At 43.6% G+C, this 19,537-nt stretch carries 21 protein-coding genes; 14 read left to right on the forward strand and 7 right to left on the reverse strand.

The window, feature by feature from the left end:
- Positions 1-47: 47 nt before the first annotated feature.
- On the reverse strand, positions 48-821 hold the full coding sequence (gene mazG / locus GGE08_RS07115; protein ID WP_179384204.1) for a nucleoside triphosphate pyrophosphohydrolase: 774 nt from the start codon (positions 819-821) through the stop codon (positions 48-50).
- A 155-nt stretch (positions 822-976) separates the two neighbouring features.
- Here mazG and GGE08_RS07120 point away from each other — a divergent pair, with 155 nt between their 5' ends.
- Complete coding sequence (locus GGE08_RS07120; RefSeq protein ID WP_179384205.1) at positions 977-1,621, forward strand: GDSL-type esterase/lipase family protein; 645 nt, start codon at positions 977-979, stop codon at positions 1,619-1,621.
- A gap of 12 nt (positions 1,622-1,633) precedes the next feature.
- Positions 1,634-3,211, forward strand: a complete 1,578-nt coding sequence (locus GGE08_RS07125) for a beta-N-acetylhexosaminidase (protein WP_179384206.1) — start codon at positions 1,634-1,636, stop codon at positions 3,209-3,211.
- Between the two features lie 3 nt (positions 3,212-3,214).
- Here GGE08_RS07125 and GGE08_RS07130 read toward each other — a convergent pair whose 3' ends face one another.
- Genes GGE08_RS07130 through ruvX form a run of 3 tightly spaced genes read right to left on the reverse strand, consistent with a single transcriptional unit; the run spans position 3,215 to position 4,718 of the window.
- Entirely contained in the window at positions 3,215-3,658 is a 444-nt protein-coding gene (locus GGE08_RS07130) for a DUF5606 domain-containing protein (RefSeq protein ID WP_179384207.1), read from the reverse strand.
- Between the two features lie 55 nt (positions 3,659-3,713).
- Positions 3,714-4,304, reverse strand: a complete 591-nt coding sequence (gene def, locus GGE08_RS07135; RefSeq protein ID WP_179384208.1) for a peptide deformylase — start codon at positions 4,302-4,304, stop codon at positions 3,714-3,716.
- A gap of 3 nt (positions 4,305-4,307) precedes the next feature.
- Positions 4,308-4,718 (reverse strand): Holliday junction resolvase RuvX, encoded by a 411-nt coding sequence (gene ruvX / locus GGE08_RS07140; RefSeq protein WP_179384209.1) that lies wholly within the window; start codon positions 4,716-4,718, stop codon positions 4,308-4,310.
- A gap of 100 nt (positions 4,719-4,818) precedes the next feature.
- On the opposite strand from ruvX, the gene GGE08_RS07145 reads away from it, so the two are divergent.
- Both GGE08_RS07145 and GGE08_RS07150 read left to right on the forward strand, forming a co-directional pair.
- Complete coding sequence (locus GGE08_RS07145; protein ID WP_179384210.1) at positions 4,819-5,634, forward strand: 2,3,4,5-tetrahydropyridine-2,6-dicarboxylate N-succinyltransferase; 816 nt, start codon at positions 4,819-4,821, stop codon at positions 5,632-5,634.
- 141 nt (positions 5,635-5,775) lie between these two features.
- On the forward strand, positions 5,776-6,849 hold the full coding sequence (locus tag GGE08_RS07150) for a glycosyltransferase family 9 protein (RefSeq protein WP_179384211.1): 1,074 nt from the start codon (positions 5,776-5,778) through the stop codon (positions 6,847-6,849).
- Here GGE08_RS07150 and GGE08_RS07155 read toward each other — a convergent pair.
- Positions 6,808-7,485, reverse strand: coding sequence for a class I SAM-dependent methyltransferase (locus GGE08_RS07155; RefSeq protein WP_179384212.1), 678 nt, complete (start codon positions 7,483-7,485; stop codon positions 6,808-6,810). The genes GGE08_RS07150 and GGE08_RS07155 overlap by 42 nt on opposite strands.
- Before the next feature lie 209 nt (positions 7,486-7,694).
- On the opposite strand from GGE08_RS07155, the gene GGE08_RS07160 reads away from it, so the two are divergent.
- A complete protein-coding gene (locus tag GGE08_RS07160; RefSeq protein WP_179384213.1) occupies positions 7,695-8,498 on the forward strand; it encodes a glycosyltransferase family 2 protein in 804 nt (267 codons plus the stop codon).
- Here the strand turns inward: GGE08_RS07160 and GGE08_RS07165 are convergent.
- The gene (locus GGE08_RS07165) at positions 8,480-9,313 is read right to left on the reverse strand and encodes a glycosyltransferase family 2 protein (protein WP_179384214.1); all 834 of its coding nucleotides are present in this window, start codon (positions 9,311-9,313) and stop codon (positions 8,480-8,482) included. The genes GGE08_RS07160 and GGE08_RS07165 overlap by 19 nt on opposite strands.
- A gap of 66 nt (positions 9,314-9,379) precedes the next feature.
- Between GGE08_RS07165 and GGE08_RS07170 the strand changes: the two genes are divergently transcribed.
- From GGE08_RS07170 to GGE08_RS07195, 6 genes are read left to right on the forward strand one after another with little or no spacing between them, the layout of a single operon-like run.
- Positions 9,380-10,207, forward strand: a complete 828-nt coding sequence (locus tag GGE08_RS07170) for a zinc-binding alcohol dehydrogenase (protein WP_179384215.1) — start codon at positions 9,380-9,382, stop codon at positions 10,205-10,207.
- Entirely contained in the window at positions 10,200-10,760 is a 561-nt protein-coding gene (locus GGE08_RS07175) for an L-threonylcarbamoyladenylate synthase (RefSeq protein ID WP_179384216.1), read from the forward strand. Before GGE08_RS07170 ends, GGE08_RS07175 begins: the two co-directional genes overlap by 8 nt.
- A gap of 2 nt (positions 10,761-10,762) precedes the next feature.
- The gene (locus GGE08_RS07180; RefSeq protein ID WP_179384217.1) at positions 10,763-12,193 is read left to right on the forward strand and encodes a CCA tRNA nucleotidyltransferase; all 1,431 of its coding nucleotides are present in this window, start codon (positions 10,763-10,765) and stop codon (positions 12,191-12,193) included.
- A complete protein-coding gene (locus GGE08_RS07185; RefSeq protein ID WP_179384218.1) occupies positions 12,190-13,203 on the forward strand; it encodes a COX15/CtaA family protein in 1,014 nt (337 codons plus the stop codon). The genes GGE08_RS07180 and GGE08_RS07185 overlap by 4 nt, the downstream gene beginning before the upstream one ends.
- 43 nt (positions 13,204-13,246) lie before the next feature.
- Positions 13,247-13,750: an IS1096 element passenger TnpR family protein gene (locus tag GGE08_RS07190; RefSeq protein WP_179384219.1), complete on the forward strand. Its 504-nt coding sequence runs from the start codon at positions 13,247-13,249 to the stop codon at positions 13,748-13,750.
- 41 nt (positions 13,751-13,791) lie between these two features.
- Positions 13,792-14,850 carry a nucleoid-associated protein gene (locus tag GGE08_RS07195; RefSeq protein ID WP_179384220.1) on the forward strand — a complete coding sequence of 353 codons (1,059 nt, stop codon included), beginning with the start codon at positions 13,792-13,794 and terminating at the stop codon, positions 14,848-14,850.
- Here the strand turns inward: GGE08_RS07195 and GGE08_RS07200 are convergent.
- Entirely contained in the window at positions 14,847-15,923 is a 1,077-nt protein-coding gene (locus GGE08_RS07200) for a hypothetical protein (RefSeq protein WP_179384221.1), read from the reverse strand. The genes GGE08_RS07195 and GGE08_RS07200 overlap by 4 nt on opposite strands.
- 78 nt (positions 15,924-16,001) lie before the next feature.
- On the opposite strand from GGE08_RS07200, the gene GGE08_RS07205 reads away from it, so the two are divergent.
- The 3 genes from GGE08_RS07205 to GGE08_RS07215 are packed head-to-tail and all read left to right on the forward strand — an operon-like array spanning position 16,002 to position 19,503.
- Positions 16,002-16,898, forward strand: coding sequence for an ABC transporter ATP-binding protein (locus GGE08_RS07205; protein WP_179384222.1), 897 nt, complete (start codon positions 16,002-16,004; stop codon positions 16,896-16,898).
- An 11-nt stretch (positions 16,899-16,909) separates the two neighbouring features.
- On the forward strand, positions 16,910-17,743 hold the full coding sequence (locus GGE08_RS07210) for an ABC transporter permease (protein WP_179384223.1): 834 nt from the start codon (positions 16,910-16,912) through the stop codon (positions 17,741-17,743).
- A gap of 29 nt (positions 17,744-17,772) precedes the next feature.
- On the forward strand, positions 17,773-19,503 hold the full coding sequence (locus GGE08_RS07215; RefSeq protein WP_179384224.1) for a T9SS type B sorting domain-containing protein: 1,731 nt from the start codon (positions 17,773-17,775) through the stop codon (positions 19,501-19,503).
- The last annotated feature ends 34 nt before the right edge of the window (positions 19,504-19,537 follow it).

Below are 19,537 nucleotides of genomic sequence, written 5' to 3' on the forward strand. Positions count from 1 at the left end.
AGATTGACGGCAATTTGGGCGACTTCTTACATGGGAGGCGCCACAAATTAAAGTTTCTTCGCCTCTTCCCAGTACACATCCATTTCGGCCAAGGTCATATCCTTCATGGATTTTCCATTTTCCTTGGCTTTCTGTTCCAGATATTGAAAGCGCTTGATGAACTTTTTATTGGTCCGTTCCAAAGCATTTTCCGGGTTGATTTTTAAAAAACGGGCGTAATTCACCATGGAAAAAAGCACATCGCCAAATTCGGATTCCATTTTATCGGCATCTTGCGTTCGCACCTCCTCTTGAAGCTCGGCCAATTCCTCTTGCAGTTTTTCAAAGACCTGTTCGGGTTTTTCCCAATCAAACCCCACTCCTGCCACCTTGTCTTGGATACGGTTGGCCTTGACCAAGGATGGCAACCCATTGGGAACGCCTTCCAATACACTTTTCTTCCCCTCTTTTAGCTTGATGTTCTCCCAGTTTTGCTTGACCTCCTCTTCATTTTCTACTTTAACATCACCATAAATATGCGGATGGCGGTTGATGAGTTTTTCACAGATGCCATTGGCTACGTCGGCAATATCAAAATCCTGCGTTTCCGAACCGATTTTTGCATAAAAAACGATATGCAGTAAAATATCGCCCAGTTCCTTCTTTACCTCTTCCAAATCATTATCGAGAATGGCATCGCCCAATTCGTAGGTCTCCTCAATGGTCAGGTGACGTAGGCTTTGCATGGTCTGCTTCCTATCCCAAGGGCACTGCTCCCGCAACTCGTCCATTATGGTCAAAAGACGGTCAAAGGCGGCCAACTGTTCCGTTCTCGTGTGCATGGCTTTGAATTTTGTTCAAAAGTACGAAGTCTCAAGGGTTGAGATTCCTTTCACAAGACTTACTTATGAAAAGAGCCCTACCAACTTTTCAACAAACCAGAGTTACCGAAAAATATCATTATCTTCAACGTCGTTTTAAGGCAAACCCCGGTAACATGAAACATCTTTTTATTGCGTTGCTCTTGGCCCCCTTTTTGGTTTTTGGGCAAACCGATAATCCGTTCAAGGACGAGGTAAAATCCATACAGCAAAAAAATGATTCCCTTTGGGATGCCTCTCGCCCGACCATTGTTTTTACCGGTAGTTCCAGTATTCGTTTTTGGAACGATGTCCAACAGCGGTTTCCCCAGCACCAAGTGCTCAATACAGGGTTTGGAGGTTCCCAATTCTCGGATTTGGAGCTTTATTTGGATGAACTGATATTGAATTACAAGCCTGTAAAGGTCTTTATTTATGAAGGGGACAATGATATTTTCGCCAAAAAAAGACCTCGAAAAATCATGAAAAAGGCAGAAGCCATCCTAAATACCTTACAAGAAAGGAACCCAAACATGGAAATTGTGCTGATTTCCGCCAAACCCAGTATTTCCCGCTGGAAATACCGTGGCAGGTATCGAAGATTGAACAGAAAACTGGACCGATTGGCATCCAAAACAGAAGGTATCGTTTTTGTGGATGTTTGGTACCCTATGTTGGACAACAGAAAGGTAAAGCAAGACATTTTTGTGGAGGATGGCCTGCACATGAACGAAAAAGGATATGACATTTGGTACGATGTCATCAAAAATTACATGGACTAAAACTAAACAAACGTGATTTACAGATCTATTTTGCTGTTCGTTGCAGTACTCTGCATAGCAGCTTGCCAAACCGAAAAAAAGGAAATCAACTTTCCTAAAACAGACCTAGCCAGTGCTCCGCTGATTCCAAAGCCCATTAAAACCATTTCCACGGGAAGTGCGTTTGGCTTGGATGCAGGTACTGCGATTTACACGACCACCACGGACCCCGAATTTGAAAAAATAGGCCAGTTTTTATCCGATCAAATCAAGTCTAAAACAGGACTTGCCCTTGGGGTAAACACGCCATCCGAAGCTACCTTGGAGCGTTTGATCTACATCAACCGATCGGATAGTGTGGAATTGGACAATCCAGAGGCTTATCAACTTTACATTAAAAAGGATTCCATTTTATTGAATGCCAAGACGGCTGCGGGTGCTTTTAGAGGGGCACAAACACTTCGACAGCTCATTCCCGAAAAAAGCAACGATACCCTTACGGACGGTCCGATGTGGGTAATTCCCTCAGGAAAAATCATAGATGCCCCAAAATTTGGCTATCGTGGTTCCATGCTGGACGTAGCGCGACACTTTTTCACCGTGGAAGAGGTCAAAAAATATATTGATGCCCTCGCTTACTACAAGTTTAATACGCTACACCTGCACCTATCGGATGATCAAGGCTGGCGTATTGAGATCAAATCATGGCCCAAACTCACTGAGGTAGGCGGTGCCAGCGAAGTAGGTGGCGGCGAAGGTGGCTTTTACACCCAAGAGGAATACAAGGACATTGTTGCCTATGCTGCGGATAGACATATGACCATCGTTCCCGAAATCGATATGCCCGGGCACACCAATGCCGCTTCCTTGAGCTATCCCTTTTTACACTATGCCGGTGCCGAGACTCCACGAGTACGAACCGACATGAAGGTGGGTTACAGTTCGTTTGATGCCCAAAAAGATACGGTGTACAGCTTCTTGGATGATGTAATCGGCGAAATAGCTGCCATGAGCCCTGGGCCCTACTTTCATATTGGGGGTGATGAAAGCCATGTGACCAAAAAAAGTGATTATATCCTTTTTGTGGAAAAAGTGGAAAAGATTGTCCAAAAACACAACAAAAGAATGATTGGATGGGATGAAATCGCCCAAGCCGATATTGACGCCAGTTCCATTGCCCAATTTTGGAACGAGCCTGAGAATGCACTTAAAGCTGCGGAAAACGGGTCCAAAATCATTATGTCGCCAGCTAAAAAGACCTATTTGGACATGAAATATGATTCCATTTCCGAATACGGTTTAAAATGGGCGGGCTACATCCCTGTTGATGTGGGTTACCAGTGGGATCCAGAAAGCTATGTGGAAGGACTTCCCGTAGAGCACATTTTGGGGATTGAAGCCCCGTTATGGTCCGAAACCATTAGCAACAGTGCCGAATTGGAGTATTTGGCCTTTCCTAGAGTGATCGGCTACGCCGAATTGGGATGGTCACCCAGCGAACATCTTAATTGGGACGACTACAAAGAACGCCTTACCGCACAGGTTCCCTATTTGGAAGCCATGGATATCAATTATTATCCAACAAAGTTGGTGGACTGGAACAAAGAATAGTGTTTATTCTTCCTCTTCGGAGGCAGACACAGTAGGTTCTTCAGCATCCTTTTCCGCTTCAACAAATTCAGTAATGTTGTTGTCGAGAAGGATATTGTACCACTGTATGATTTTTTTGATGTCACTAGCGTACACACGGTCCTCATCATAATTGGGAAGTACCTCGAAGAAATATTCCTCCAACTCGATTTTGTCCGCCTTGTGACTGATGGAGGTCTTTTTGCCATCTTCTTTCTCCTTGATTTTTTGGAACACTTCCTTTAAGGGAATCTCTTCCTCCAAGGTATAAATGGCTATTTCGGACAGCACGCTCACATTGCTTCTTAAACCAACGGTCACACGCTTGCCATCCAATAGGGATTCGCCAACAAAGCCACCTCGGGTTTGGGTCAATAATTTGTAAAGTCCTGGTTTACCTCCAATAGATAGAATCTTGTCTAATGCCATTCAAATAGTAATTTATGGGCGCAAAAATATGTTTTTATCACAAACCGCGATTTTTTTAACGTCCTTTTTTGATATTGGGAAACCGCATCCGGTAGTCCACGCTGATCTTTCCTTTGGAAATCTTTTCCAAACGGCTTTTCAACAATCGTTTTTTAAGGGAAGATAGCTTATCGGTGAACAAAATCCCCTCGATATGGTCGTATTCGTGCTGAATCACACGGGCCAATAGCCCATCAAAGGTTTCGGTATGGGGTTTAAAATCCTCATCCAAATAACTAATAGTGATTTCGGGCTTGCGCTTTACATCTTCCCGAATGTCGGGAATGCTCAAACAACCTTCGTTAAAGTCCCATTCCTTTCCATTTTCATCCTCAATCTTGGCATTGATGAACACTTTTTTGAAGCCGTCCAACTGTTTTTGTTCAGCTTCGGTCAGGTCTTCATCATCTGCAAAAGGCGTGGTGTCCACCAGAAAAACCCGAATAGGGAGCCCTACTTGGGGAGCGGCCAATCCAACCCCATGGGCGTTGTACATGGTCTCCCACATATTGGTGATTAATTCGTCAAGTTTGGGATAATCTTCAGCAATATCCTTTGCTTTTTTTCGCAAAACGGGGTCTCCGTAAGCTACTATCGGTAAAATCATAAATCAAAATCTGTTTAAGTAGGCCTGCAATATGAGCGTGGCACTAATTTCGTCCACAAGGGCCTTATCCTTTCGTTTCTTCTTTTTCATTCCGCTGTCCAACATGGATTGAAATGCCATTTTGGAGGTAAATCGCTCATCTTGGCGTTCTACGGGGATTGAAGGAAACTTGGCCGTCAGCTTCTTCAAAAAGTTTTGGATGAGCACTTCGGACTCAGAGGCCGTGTTGTCCATTTGTTTGGGCAAACCCACCACAAATCGCTCAACGGACTCCTGTTGGGTGTATTCTTCCAAAAAGTCCAGCAGGTCTTTAGTCTCAACGGTCGTTAACCCGGAAGCGATCAACTGAAGTTCATCAGTAACCGCAATTCCTGTCCGTATCTTTCCAAAATCCAAAGCCAAAATTCTAGCCAAAACAATTTTTTGGCAAAAATAACCCTAAAAATGTTATGCACTTAAAAATGGGAACCATAATTCTGCCATGGGGCGTATCTTTGTCAAAACTTTAAGAAAAATGACAGAATTAAGAACGCTTATCGAGCAAGCGTGGGACAATAGGGCCTTATTGGAAGAGGAAAAGACGCAAGAGGCCATACGAGAAGTCATCAACCTAATTGACCTTGGCGAGCTTCGCTGTGCCCAGCCAACCACTGATGGATGGCAGATCAACGAATGGGTGAAAAAGGCGGTGGTGCTGTACTTCCCCATCCAAAAAATGGAAGTTTTGGAGGCTGGCATCTTTGAATATCATGATAAAATACCTTTGAAAAAGGGTTACAAAGAAAAAGGGGTCCGTGTGGTTCCCCATGCAGTGGCAAGGCACGGAGCCTATATCTCCAAAGGCACTATTTTGATGCCAAGTTACGTAAATATAGGTGCCTATGTAGATGAAGGAACCATGGTGGATACTTGGGCCACGGTGGGAAGTTGTGCACAAATTGGCAAAAACGTTCACTTAAGTGGCGGCGTTGGTATTGGTGGGGTTTTGGAACCCTTGCAAGCCGCTCCAGTAATTATTGAGGATAATGCCTTTATCGGTTCCCGATGTATTGTTGTTGAAGGTGTCCGCGTTGAGAAAGAGGCTGTTTTGGGTGCCAATGTGGTGCTGACGGCATCTACCAAAATCATTGATGTTACTGGAGATGAACCCGTTGAACTTAAAGGTCGGGTTCCTGCAAGATCGGTAGTGATTCCCGGAAGCTATACGAAAAAATTCCCTGCAGGAGAATATCAAGTACCCTGTGCCCTAATCATAGGCAAGCGCAAGGAAAGCACCGATAAGAAGACCTCCTTGAACAATGCCCTGCGCGAGCACGATGTAGCGGTATAGAATTCAAAGCTTTATAGTTTATTGGGACAGTCAATGTTGAACAATTTTGTTTACCTTGTCTGTCCTTTTCTATTTTATACATTTGGAAAAGCGTAAAGTCAACCTCCCTTAAAAGAAAGTTATTTGCAAAACACATCTCAAATGCGGTTTTTGATTATTCAGCAAAAAATGGTCGGGGATGTGCTGGCGAGCACAATTCTGTGTGAACACCTAAAAATCCATTTCCCGGATTGCGAAGTCCACTACGTCATCAACGAATCTACTTTGGCGGTGGTGGAGGAAAATCCTTTTATTGACAAAATCATTCTCTTTAAAAACGAATATCGGGAAAGCAAACTAGCATTCTTCAAGTTTTTAAAATCGTTGAAAAGAGAAAAGTACAACGCCACCATAGATGTATACTGCAAACTGGAAAGCAATCTGATCAGTTATTATTCTAATGCCGATATTAAGATTTCCTATAAAAAATGGTACTCCAAGTTTATTTACACCCATTTGTTTTCCTACACCAACAACCCGAACACTACTTTGGGGCATGCGATTGAAAACAGGCTTATTTTGCTCGCTCCACTGATTCGGGAATTGAAACAGCCCAATCTGGCACCAAAAATATATCTGTCCACACCTGAAAAGGAGAAGGCCAAAGAACTACTGGCCAATCATCAAATTGACACCTCCAAACCCTTAATTATGGTAGGCTTGTTGGGCAGTCAACCCAGTAAAACCTATCCGCCAGCATATTTGGCAAAGACTTTGGATTTCATTTCGGAGCAATATCAGGTAACCTTTTTGCTCAACTATTTGCCCCATCAAAGTGAAAGTTTGGCTGAATTTCTGGGGCATTGTTCGCCCAAGACGCGAAATAACATCAAGGAAGAGGTGTTTTGTCCTTCCTTGCGATCGTTTATCGCACTTTTGGACCAATGTGACGCATATATCGGAAATGAGGGTGGTAGCACCAACATGGCCAAAGCCATTGGTATTCCCAATTTTTCCATTTTTTCTCCATGGATTTCCAAGACTGCTTGGCTTACTTTTAACCAAAATCAGAAAAACCAAGCCGTACATTTAGCGGATTTTGCCCCAGAGATTTTGGAAATGCCCAAAAAGGAACGGAAAGCCAATGCCGAAGTATTGTATCAACAATTTAAGCCTGAGTTGTTTTTGGAACAATTAGAGAGCTTTATCCAAAGCGAAGTTGTTTCGGACCAATAGCACTTGATAGGATTCCATAACAATTTTCCAGCCATGCTCCAACATGTAGGCAATCACTAATTTGCCCTTCCCTCCATTGGGCAGGTCGCAATCATCGATCAAAACAATGGTGTTTTCGTGCAACTGATCTGCTATTCGTTTGAATTCCTCCAAATGGTGTTCTTGGCTTTTCCGCTGAATTTCAACATCGTGCGAACTATAATCGTAACTGTCCAAATAGAGCATATCGACCGGTTGAGCAAAATCCTTAAGAAAATCCAACGAATCGGAATGGTGAAGGGTCACCGTATCCTGCAGGCCCTGTCGCTCCACTTCTGCACTGGAGTTGGCAATGGATTCCGACTTGATGTCCACCGAATGGAGCACTGCACCGTGTTCCTTTGCCCATTTTCCAAATACGATGGTGGCCGCACCATTGCTCTTGGCTCCCTTTAAACCTTCACGCGAGGTGCCGGTCTCAATAATCACTTTAGCGTTGATGTGCTCCATCAACTCCATGGTCTTCAGGAAAGTATCCCGCCTTTTTCGGAAATCGTATTTAAAGGGCATAAAAGGGTACAACGATTTATGTTTGATAAATTTACCCGTGAAAAAGGCAACAACACCCAAAGCAACTACGTAAAGAAGTATATCCATCTAAAAGAATTTCATGATTTTTAAAGCAACCCAAGATACATTTTCTCGTCTTGATAATAAACCAAGAATTTTAGAAATGAGATTTTAACATAAATCGGGTAGGGAAATTGTCCAGTTGATTGTTTGTAAGAAAAAGTCACGCATAAACAATTTTTAACCTGTTTTTTTGTTATAGCTTTGTAAAATACCAAAACACTACACCAATAAATATGGCTGGATTGCGCACCCCAAAGCAAAAATTATCAGCACTGATCATAACCTACAACGAAATGGGTTACATTGAAAAGTGTATCGACTCCGTTTCCTTTGCTGATGAAATCATCGTGGTAGATTCTTATAGCACCGATGGTACCTACGAGTACCTTTTGGACCACCCAAAAGTGACCGTAATCCAAAATCCTTTTGATAATTTCACCGCGCAAAAATCATTCACGCTAAAACAGGCTTCCAATGATTGGGTTTTGTTTTTGGATGCAGACGAAGTAGTTACCGAAAGTCTTGAAAAAGAAATTTTGCATACCATCAACCAGCCCGATGCCAAAGAAGCCTACTGGTTTTACCGAAAGTTTATGTTCCAGGATGAACCCCTTAACTTTAGTGGCTGGCAAACCGATAAAAACTATAGGCTCTTTCGCAAGAGCAAAGCCCATTTTACGGACCGAAAGATTGTACACGAAACATTGGTAGTGGATGGAGAATCCGGCATCCTACAGGAAAAATTAATCCACTTTTGCTACAAAAACTACGAAGATTACAAGGGCAAAATGCTCAAATATGGTCGTTTAAAGGCCAAAGAGGATTTTTATAAGGAACGGCACTTCAATTATCTTTTAATGACGGTGAAACCCATCTGGAAATTCTTCAACCACTACATCCTCCGATTAGGGTTCCTTGATGGCAAAAAAGGATGGACCATCTGTTACTTGAACGCCCTTGGTGTTCTGGAACGGTTCAGGGAGCTGAAACGCTTGGAAAAGAAGAATGAACTAGCCTACTACTTGGTGATGCCGTAGTGTGTCCACACCAATTTTTGAGACCTTGTCTCTTTTCGGATAGCCTGATTTTTAGCAATGGATTCCGGTGTTTTATAACCCCGTTTGTGGTCTAAGTGCACACAAACCGCGCTATAACGCAGCTGTTTGGATTTAATCCCAAAATTAAATAATCGTTCGCCCAATTCACGATCTTGCCCACCATACTGCATTCGCTCATCAAAACCGTTCACGTTCAAAATATCCTTTTTCCAGCCCGATGAATTATGGCCGTTCCAACTGGCGTTGGTCGGGGTAATGGTATTGAGCAGTTTGGAAATCATACCACTAGCGGTGAGCTTATTGTTTTTAAAGGTTTTGGGTATCCCTTTTGTCTTTAGCCAATTAATATCGAAGCAATTCTGTTCTTCAATATCTTCCAAAGTGATCATTTTGGAAATGTTCATGGGCAACATGTAATACCCCCCAGAAATAAAGTAACCCGGTTCTTTGTTGATGTAATGTACCTCGACAAAATCTTCCCGTGGAATGCAGTCACCATCTGTCATGATAATGTAGTCCGCGCTGCAGGCTGTCACCGCCTTGTTCAGTATACGTGATTTTTGAAAACCATCGTCCTCCTGCCACACATGCACAATTTTGTAAAAGACCTTGTCGGACAGCTCCTCCAACAATTGTTTGGTTTTGGGGCCTGAGCCATCATCGGCAACCACCACCTCAAAATCCTTAAAGATTTGGCAATTGAAGCCCCACAACACTTTCTTTAGCCACTCCTCGGCGTTATAAGTGCTGATAATAACCGATATTTTTGGTGATTCTATTTGCTCTGGGCTCATCTGGACAAAAATAGAAATATTAAATGTTATCTCATATCCTTAATTTTGTGATTCTAAACTTCCAGAATGAAGGTCAAGGAAATTCCAGTTTCACTTTTTCATCAAGCTAAGTTATCCTGGCAATCGCAGCGAAAGCTCATCGCGAACAAAAAGCAGGTCCCGGTCATCGTTTCCTTGGCTTCGATTCCTTCCAGACTAGGTATCGTACATCTTACCATCCGCAGCATACTCAATCAGGATGTGCTACCAGAGAAAATAGTGCTTTGGCTTCATGAAGATTTGAAGGACAGCATACCCAAATCACTGAACGTTTTGGTAGGCGACCTTTTTTCCATCAAATATGCAGACTATTTCAGCTCACACAGAAAATTGGTAGAACCCCTAAAACTGTATCCCAATAAAATAATCGTCACCTGTGATGACGATATGATGTACCGAAAAAACTGGTTGTCCAAACTCTATCAGGCCCATGAAAACCATCCCGACCATATTGTAGCCAACCAAACGCGCTGCATTACTTACGGTAGCGATGGGGAACTCCTTTCTTACAAGGCGTGGAAACCGAACGAATCGGGATGCCAAAACCCATTATTGACACTCCCCATTGGTGCCGGAGGCACCTTATACCCACCCGATTCCATGCATAAAACGGTTTTTAACCAAGAATTGTTCCTACAACTCACCCCAAAAGCCGATGATCTTTGGTTTAAGGCGATGGGACTCTTAAAAGGCACCAAATCCATTCAGGCCCAGAACAGCGGAAAGGAACCTATCCCGATTTGGGGGTCGCAGAAAGTTTCCCTGAAGAAAGGTAATATTGGTATGGACAAAAACAGAACACAATGGCAGGCATTGACCGACCATTTTCAACTAAAATTCGAAAACATTGATTGAAGAAATCAACAACTGTGTTAAGGTCCTTCAAGAGGGCGGACTCATTGTCTACCCCACCGATACCGTTTGGGGCATTGGCTGCGACGCTACCAACCGCGAAGCGGTGCAAAAAGTATACGCCCTTAAAAACCGGGAAAGCTCCAAACCATTAATTTGCTTAGTGGCCAACCAAGCGATGCTGGAGCGTCATGTAAAGGAAGTTCCCGATGTAGCTTATGATATTATGGACTTCGCCACCAAGCCCACTACCATTATTTTTGACCAACCCTTGGGCGTTGCGAAGAACCTGGTGGCCGAAGACAACACTTTGGGCATACGGGTCGCGTCCGATAAATTTTGCCAATACCTCATCAATAAATTCAGGAAACCCATCGTCTCCACTTCGGCCAATATTTCAGGCCAACCCCACCCAAAACAATTCAACGATATTCAACCAGAAATTTTAAAAGGAGTGGACTATGTGGTAAATTTGCAAAATGAAAATTTCAACCCTTCCCCCTCCTCTATCATTAAGTTGAGCAACGACGGACAGGTGAAGGTGATACGGGAATAACAATGGCGAAGGAATTCCATACAAAGGCAATACAACACCCTATTTTTAAACTCATTGGCGAAGCTTCGGACGAGCTGGGCATGGACGCCTATGTTATCGGGGGATTTGTCCGTGATTACTTTTTAAAACGTGGCACCCCAAAGGACATCGACATCGTGGCCATCGGAAGTGGTATCGAGCTGGCAAACAAAGTAGCCTCCAAACTACAGGGCAAGCCCGAGATATCGGTTTTCAAAAATTTTGGGACCGCCATGATCAAGTACAAAGACCTTGAACTGGAATTCGTGGGCGCTCGCAAGGAAAGCTATAATCGGGATAGCCGAAAACCCATTGTGGAAGATGGCACCTTGGAAGATGACCAAAATCGTAGGGACTTTACCATCAATGCCATGGCCTTGGCGCTGAACTCATCCAATTTTGGAGAGCTTTTAGATCCCTTCGATGGTTTGGCCGATTTGGACAGACAACTGATTCGCACACCGTTGGAGCCCGGAATTACCTATTCCGATGACCCTTTGCGGATGATGCGCGCCATTCGCTTTGCGACCCAACTCCATTTTACAATTGAACTGCCCTCCTTACAGGCCATAGCAGAAAACAAGGAGCGCATTAAAATTGTGTCCAAGGAGCGCATTGTGGACGAACTCCATAAGATTTTGATGAGTTCCAAGCCCTCCCTTGGCTTTAAACTGATGCACCAAACCGAATTGTTGCCGCTCATTTTACCAGAGCTAACAGCACTGCAAGGCATCGAGGAAAAGGAAGGGCAACGCCATAAAGACAATTTCTGGCATACCCTTGAAGTGGTGGACAATATTGCGGAAACCACAGACAACCTTTGGTTGCGCTGGGCCGCCCTGCTGCACGATATTGGTAAGGCACCTACCAAAAAGTTCCACAAAAAAATCGGGTGGACCTTCCATGCCCACGAATTTGTGGGGGCAAAAATGGTGTACAAACTCTTCAAAAGGTTACGGATGCCCTTGAACGAAAAGATGAAATTCGTTCAAAAAATGGTGTTGATGAGTTCCAGACCCATCATCCTATCCGAAGATCACGTAACCGATTCTGCGGTTCGACGCTTGGTGTTCGATGCGGGAGAGCATGTGGAGGACCTAATGACCTTATGCGAAGCCGACATTACGACCAAAAACCCGAAGAAACAAAGAAAGTACAAGAACAATTTTAAGATAGTTCGACAAAAAATAGTGGAAGTTGAGGAAAGGGACCATATCCGAAACTTCCAGCCACCGGTTTCGGGAGAGGAAATCATGAAAACCTTCAACCTGAAACCCTCAAAAGAAATTGGGATCATTAAAGAGGCCATAAAAGAGGCCATATTGGAAGGTGAAATTCCCAACGAGTATGAAGCTGCCTACGACTTTATGTTGGAAAAAGGCAAGAAAATGAACCTTAAAGTCCACTCCGAATGAAAACGAACAAAGCTGTTGTGTATTGGTTGCTGACAGGATGTTTTCTCATCTTTGTCATGGTTTTGGTGGGCGGTATCACGCGCCTCACCCACTCTGGTCTCTCCATCTCCGATTATAAGCTCATCCAGGGTACCATCCCACCCATGAACGAGCAGGAATGGGAAGAAGCCTTTGAGCTGTACAAGCAATATCCAGAGTATCAAAAGCTTAACTATCATTTTGGTATTGAGGAATTTAAGGATATCTATTTTTGGGAATGGCTGCACAGGGTCATCGGTAGATTTATCGGCATTGTGTTCATTCTGCCCTTCCTCTACTTCTTGTTCACCAAAAAACTGGACAAGTCGACCATCAAAAAATGTCTGATTTTGCTCTTTATGGGCGGATTCCAAGGGTTCTTGGGTTGGTACATGGTGAAGAGTGGCCTTGTGGACCGCCCGGATGTATCGCACTATAGGTTGGCGGCCCACCTCACCACGGCCTTCCTCACCTTCGCCTATAGTTTATGGGTGGCGTTGGACCTTATCTATCCCCAAAAAAAGGAAATCCACAAAGGCATACGAAACCTGATTCGTGCCGGATTGGTGGTACTTCTTATACAAATTATCTGGGGAGCCTTTGTAGCGGGATTGGATGCAGGTTTTATCCATAACCATTGGCCCTTGATGAACGAAGGAAAACTGATGCATGAAACCGTTTACATTGAACAACAACCTGTCATCAAGAATTTTATCGAAGGAAGAAGTGGGGTACAATTTGTACACCGTTATTTGGCATACGTTGTGGTGGGCTTCATTCTTTTGATATGGTTCAGGACCCGGAAAATTGCGACCACACCAATTCAGGAAAATGGACTAAAAGCGCTTTTGGTCATGGTGTTTGTGCAGTTTTTACTAGGTGTGCTCACCTTGATCTATGCCGTTCCCATTTGGTTGGGGGTAGTGCATCAAATCGGGGCATTTTTCCTTTTGGCGGCCATGACTTTTACCTTGCACCGGTTCAGCAAATAAGGTCTAATTATTGTACCTTTGAACCCACTTTAAAATTTAATGGATGATTTATAAAATCAGGATAATACTTGATGCTGAGGAAGATATCTTTCGGGATATCGAAATTGAGGACCAGAGTAATCTGGAGGATTTCCACAATGCCATAACCCAAGCTTTTGGTTTTGAGGGAAGTGAAATGGCCTCCTTTTACACCTGTGACGAAGAATGGAACCAAGAGGAGGAAATTGCCCTGTTCGATATGAGCGAGAGCGGTTCCGATATCCGATTGATGAACGAAACATCCCTTGATGACGTTTTAACGGAGGACAACCCTAAAATGATCTATGTGTACGACTTTTTTAGCATGTGGACCTTTTTTGTGGAACTTGCGGACATTGTGGAAAAGGAAGATGGACGGGTATATCCCAACCTGCTGTTCACTTTTGGCGAACTGCCAGATGCCCCACCAGAAAAGCAGTTTGAAGCCAAGCCCAGTGAGGACGAAGGTGACTTTGACGACCTCTTGGACCGCTACGATGATATGGACTTTGACGAAAACTGGAACTAAACCCCAAACTACGTTTTAACCTTTAACACCCTACCCAAAAAATGCTAAACCTATATTCGGCCCAAATCGAGAGCATATCGCTACACCGCGTGGGCAATAAAAGCAAAAACGAATCCGCATTCCTATCTGCCGAACCCTTTTCACTGAACGATGAAATGGCCGGATTGCTCAAGGAATACTTTTTTAAGCCTTTTCGGGAAAAGGAGGAGAACTACTACAAGTTCAGTCACGAAGTGGATTTGGAATTCAATGAGGTTTGCGCTGCGGTAACGGGCATTTTCGATAACCCTTCGGATAACCATAGGCTTTCCAAAAAGATTACCACCCACCTTTTTGAACAATCGAACCACCCCCATATTAAAAGTGGGGAGGTGTACGTGGTGCATTTTTCGGATATGGTGATCGATAACCAAAAAACGGATGCCGTCGGGATTTTTAAAAGTGAATTGAAACACGATTTTCTTCAGTTTGAGGAAAAGGAACACAACTTGGAAATCCTGATTCGTCAAGGCATCAATATCAACAAACTGGATAAGGGCTGCATTGTTTTTAATGTGCAAAAGGAAGAAGGGTACAAAGTATTTTCGGTGGATAGCAATCGCTACGATGCCAAGTACTGGTTGGAGAACTTTTTAGGCGTAGCACCTTTGACCGATGAGAACTTTTACACTAAAAACTACCTAAAGTTCTGTCAAAACTTTGCCAAGGATGTGGTGCTTCCGGCGGAGGACAAACAACAGGAGGTAATGTTCATGAACCGTGCAGTGAATCACTTTGCCAAAAACGACAATTTTGAGGAAACCTCATTTTTGAACGAGGTGATGGAAAACCCAGACCTGATTCCCGAGTTTAAGCACTATAAAGTGGAAAAAGGACCCAAATATAGCATTGAGGACGTTTCCAATTTTGATATTGCCAATAAGGCGGTGAGTGATGCCCGTAAAAAAATCAAGAATGTCATCAATCTGGATACCAATATCCAGATCAAGTTGGACTTTATCAACCCAGAATCCGCTGAAAAGTTTGTGGAAAAGGGATGGGACGAAGAGCGCCAGATGTACTACTATTTGGTTTACTTCAACAAGGAACAGAAAAGCTAGAATTTTTTGTCGATAATCTGTTTCATGCTCACGTCTTCGTAATTTCGCTTCACGAAGTCAAGTGCATGGATAAGTACTTCTCCCATAGTTTTGCTATCCCTAAAATTGATATCCCCCGTAAGGTCCAACAACTGACTTTTGAGTAATTCCGTGTTTTCGGATGGAGCAATGTTGTCCTCTTTGCAGACCTCCAATAGCCTTTTGAGCCTTCGGCCCCAACTCAATATCCGTTTGGCGATAATGGAGCGCTCCTCCACGATATATTGGTTCACCGAATCGACCGTTAATTTGCTCTGCACCAAATCGACCATCACCTTGTTTTCTTTAAAAAATTGCGGACGGTACACCTTTATCTTCCCCTCGTAACACTGCTGGTCAAAATCGATGGCCCTGATTTTATAGTTCACGCTATCAAAATCGTGGGTAGGAACAATTACGTAGTTATACGAGCGCATATCGCCCAACAGGCGAATCATGCAACGCTCATTGAACTTCACAAATTCCTTGGCAATTTGCGCCTTATCGAACTCGGAACATTCCGGTAGGTTCTTCTTGAAAAAAACATCCCCAGGGATGCCTACGATGTGTTCCTCGATAAGCGTATTTTCATAAATGACGAAGTTCAAGTTGTACGGAGATAGCATGTGCTCCAGTTCCAAACCATAAACACGGGAGGCATCGGTTTTTTTTACATAGAACAGGGTGTAATTATCGTTCAAAATATTTCGCACTTTGATTCGGAAAGGTTTCGAGTTCCCAAAAGTGCAATAATCCACGTAGTCCACATTTAGATATTGGAAGATCTTATCACTACCATCCGACACAAAATTGGAATAGACCCGTTTCAGCGCCAAGTCGATTTCATCACGATCAAACTCTGGGTAAAAAACCCGTACCCAAAGGGTATCCTCATCGTTGGCATCGTAAACGGCTACACTTCCCGAAAAGCGGAGCAAGTCATCGTAATGGATGGGAATCTCAATCTTTCGATTGTAATATTCCAAGTATTCATCCAGCTCCTCGTTTATGGGATAAGCCGGTTTTTTCTTCGACATCAACTTTTCTTCGGACATTGTATTCGATTATTTTGTAACAATTTTCACTAATCATCGTCAAGTTAGTATAAACCATTCAAAAAACGATAGCATCTTTTGGAAACAATACTTACCGTAAACCATCTCACCAAAAAATTTGGGTATCTCACCGCCGTGAAGGACCTTTCCTTTTCTATTGAAAAAGGGAATGTCTATGGCATTTTGGGACCCAATGGCAGTGGAAAATCTACCACGCTGGGCATTATTCTCAATGTAGTCAATCGAACTTCAGGGGAATTTAGTTGGTTTGATGGCACCACCTCCACCCACGACGCCCTTAAAAAAGTAGGCGCCATTATCGAGCGTCCCAATTTTTACCCTTACATGGATGCCATCCAGAATTTGCGGTTGGTCTGTAAAATCAAGGATGTACCCGAAACCAAGATTCAAGAAAAACTGGAGTTGGTAGGTTTGTGGGACCGTAGAAACAGTAAGTTCAAGACGTATTCGTTGGGGATGAAGCAGCGTATGGCCATCGCCTCTGCCCTGCTCAACGACCCTGAAATCCTAATCTTAGACGAGCCCACCAACGGTTTGGACCCGCAAGGAATTCATCAGATTAGGGAAATCATTAAAAAAATTGCCGGTCAGGGCACTACCATCTTATTGGCTTCGCACCTGCTGGACGAGGTGGAAAAAGTATGTTCGCACGTTATCATTCTTCGAAAAGGGGAAAACCTATATTCTGGTCCTGTGGACAGCATGCTGGCAAGCCATGGCTTTTTTGAGCTGCGCTGTGACGATTTGGACCAATTGCAGTCACTTCTTGAAAAAAGTGCCAGTTTTGGAAAAATCGAAAACTTCAACGGAACGCTTACGGCTTATTTGAAAGAGGAAATGGATGCACAAAGTTTGAACAAAATGCTATTCGATAAAGGCATTGTGCTGTCACACCTCGTTAAAAGAAAAGAAAGCCTGGAAGAGCAATTTTTAACCCTGACCAAGAACCAATAATCAAAAAACGAATGTTACGTCTCCTACAAATAGAATTTATAAAACTTTGGAACAATAGGGCCAGCAAGGTGCTGATCATCTCTTATTTTGTGCTCCTTACCTCCATCGCCCTTATTGCTGCCATAAAGTTTGATATTGGCCCGGTGCAGTTTCACTTGGCCGACCAAGGAATTTTTAATTTTCCATATATCTGGCACTTTAACACTTTTGTTACAGCACTGTTTAAACTGTTTTTGGCGATTGTCATTGTATCCATGATGTCCAACGAATACAGTAACAAAACCATCAAACAAAACCTGATCGATGGATTGTCCAAAAAGGAATTTATTCTCTCCAAGGTACTCACGGTGATTTCCTTTGCTTTGATTTCCACGGTATTTGTGTTTGTGGTTTCGATGATTCTTGGCTTGATATATTCCGATTACAACGAGGTTTCCATCATCTTCTCCGATATGGAGTTTTTGCCTGCATTCTTTTTTAAACTGGTTGCCTTTTTTTCCTTCTGTCTCTTCTTGGGGATTTTGGTCAAACGTTCGGCCTTTGCCCTAGGGTTTCTCATTCTTTGGACCATTTTGGAGCAAGTCGTGTTTGGTCTATTGGGCTGGAAGGTGATGAGCTGGGAAGCTGCCAAATCGGTCAAACGCTTTTTTCCATTGGAATCGATGGGCAACATGATCAAAGAACCGTTTACAAGACTCTCTGCAGTACAAAACATCGGTCAACAGATTGGGGAGGACATGAAATTCGATTATCATGTGTATTGGTATGAGTTTCTGATCGTCATCGTTTGGACAGCCATTTTTATCTATTTATCCTACGCATTATTGAAGAAACGTGATTTGTAGTATCTTGTGAGATGCACATAATCATGTAAATGCTGAGCAGATTATACATTTTCTTGGTCCTTTTGATGGGCCTATCCACCTATGCGCAGGAGTGCCCCAATATGGTATTCCCGGCCAATGGTGCTACCAATGTCCCTTTGGATGCTACTATTGACTGGGAATCTGTGGATGGAGTGCCTTCTTATAATATCACCTTGGGCACGACACCAGGTGGTGATGATATTTTGAGCTCTCAATTTGCAGGAGGCTCCTCCTACACCCCTCCACTGGGCCTACCGGCAAATACGACCATTTATGTGACCATCACATTGTTCTTTTTCAACCAACCCAACATTACCTGTCCCAGTACTACTTTTACCACAGAGCCTTTGACGGCGATACCCAATTGCACACAGGTGACCAATCCACCGGATATGGCCGCGGACATTAACCCCAACACCAATATTTCATGGCAATATGCGTATGGCGCTACGGGATATTTCCTAAGCCTGGGCACTACGCCAGGGGGAACGGAACTGCTCAATAACCTGGACGTGGGCAATACACTTTCGTACAATCCCACCATGGAATTGCAGGAACAGACCACTTTTTATGCCACGGTTACTCCGTACAACCCATTGGGCAATGCCGTTGGCTGTACGTTTCAGCAATTCACCACCAGAGAGGCATCGGACATACCAGATTGTATCACGATCATCTACCCACAGAACGGGGAGACCAACGTACCGCTTTCCCCTTTATTGGAATGGAGTGCGGTCCCGGATGCCACTGGTTACATTGTGACCATTGGCACTACACCTACAGCAACCGATATTTTGGATGGTGCCATTTTTAATACCAATTCCACCCCTGTGGTGAATTTTGAGCCTAACAAAACCTTTTTTATCACCATTGTTCCCTTTAACGATGCGGGGCAGGCCGAAGGCTGTGTCCAAACCAGTTTCTCTACACTTTTGGGCTGTGGGCCCTATTTGGATTTTCAGTCTGGTGAATATATTACCATAAACCCGGTCATTGATTTTCCAGAGACTTTTTCGTCCTGCGAAAACGAGGGTCCCCTGGTTATCGCTTCCGATGACGTAGCAGAGGGTTATCGTTGGTACCAAATTGACCAATTTGGCAACGAGAATGTCATATCTTCTACCAGTGAGGTAACCATTACCGAAAACGGCACCTATCGCTACGAAGCTTACAATACGGTGGTCCAGAATGGGAATTTTATTGAGTGCCCTTCCTCCCAAGTGTTTGAGGTGCTCTCGTCCGAACGACCAACCATCGATAATATTCTGGCACGAAGAACGGGCCAATCCCTGCAATTGACCGTTATCGTCTCTGGAAACGGTGATTATGAGTATGCCATTGACAATAGCAATGGGCCTTATTCCGATAGCAACATTTTTACGAATGTTGCTTTGGGAAATCACACCATTTATGTTCGGGATAAAAATGGCTGCGGCATTGCCGAAAGATTGTTTACCCAAGATTTGACCGTGGAAGGTTTTCCAAAGTTTTTTACGCCGAATGGGGACACCATCAATGATTATTGGCAATTCATCCAGCCTAGGGGCTCCGACCCCGTCACTTTTCAGAGCATTCAGATTTTTGATCGGTTTGGTACCTTTTTAAAGCAAATTTCCCAAGATTCGCAGGGATGGGACGGCACGGTTCGTGGGAATCGGTTACCATCGGGCGACTATTGGTTTTTGGCGGTGGATGATACCAATCGCGAATACAAGGGGCATTTTACCCTAAAACGATAATATCTCCTTTTTGCTTCATTTTGGGACAAGCCTT

The sequence above is a fragment of the Allomuricauda sp. ARW1Y1 genome (assembly GCF_013407935.1).
In the GTDB taxonomy this organism is placed as follows: Bacteria; Bacteroidota; Bacteroidia; order Flavobacteriales; family Flavobacteriaceae; genus Flagellimonas.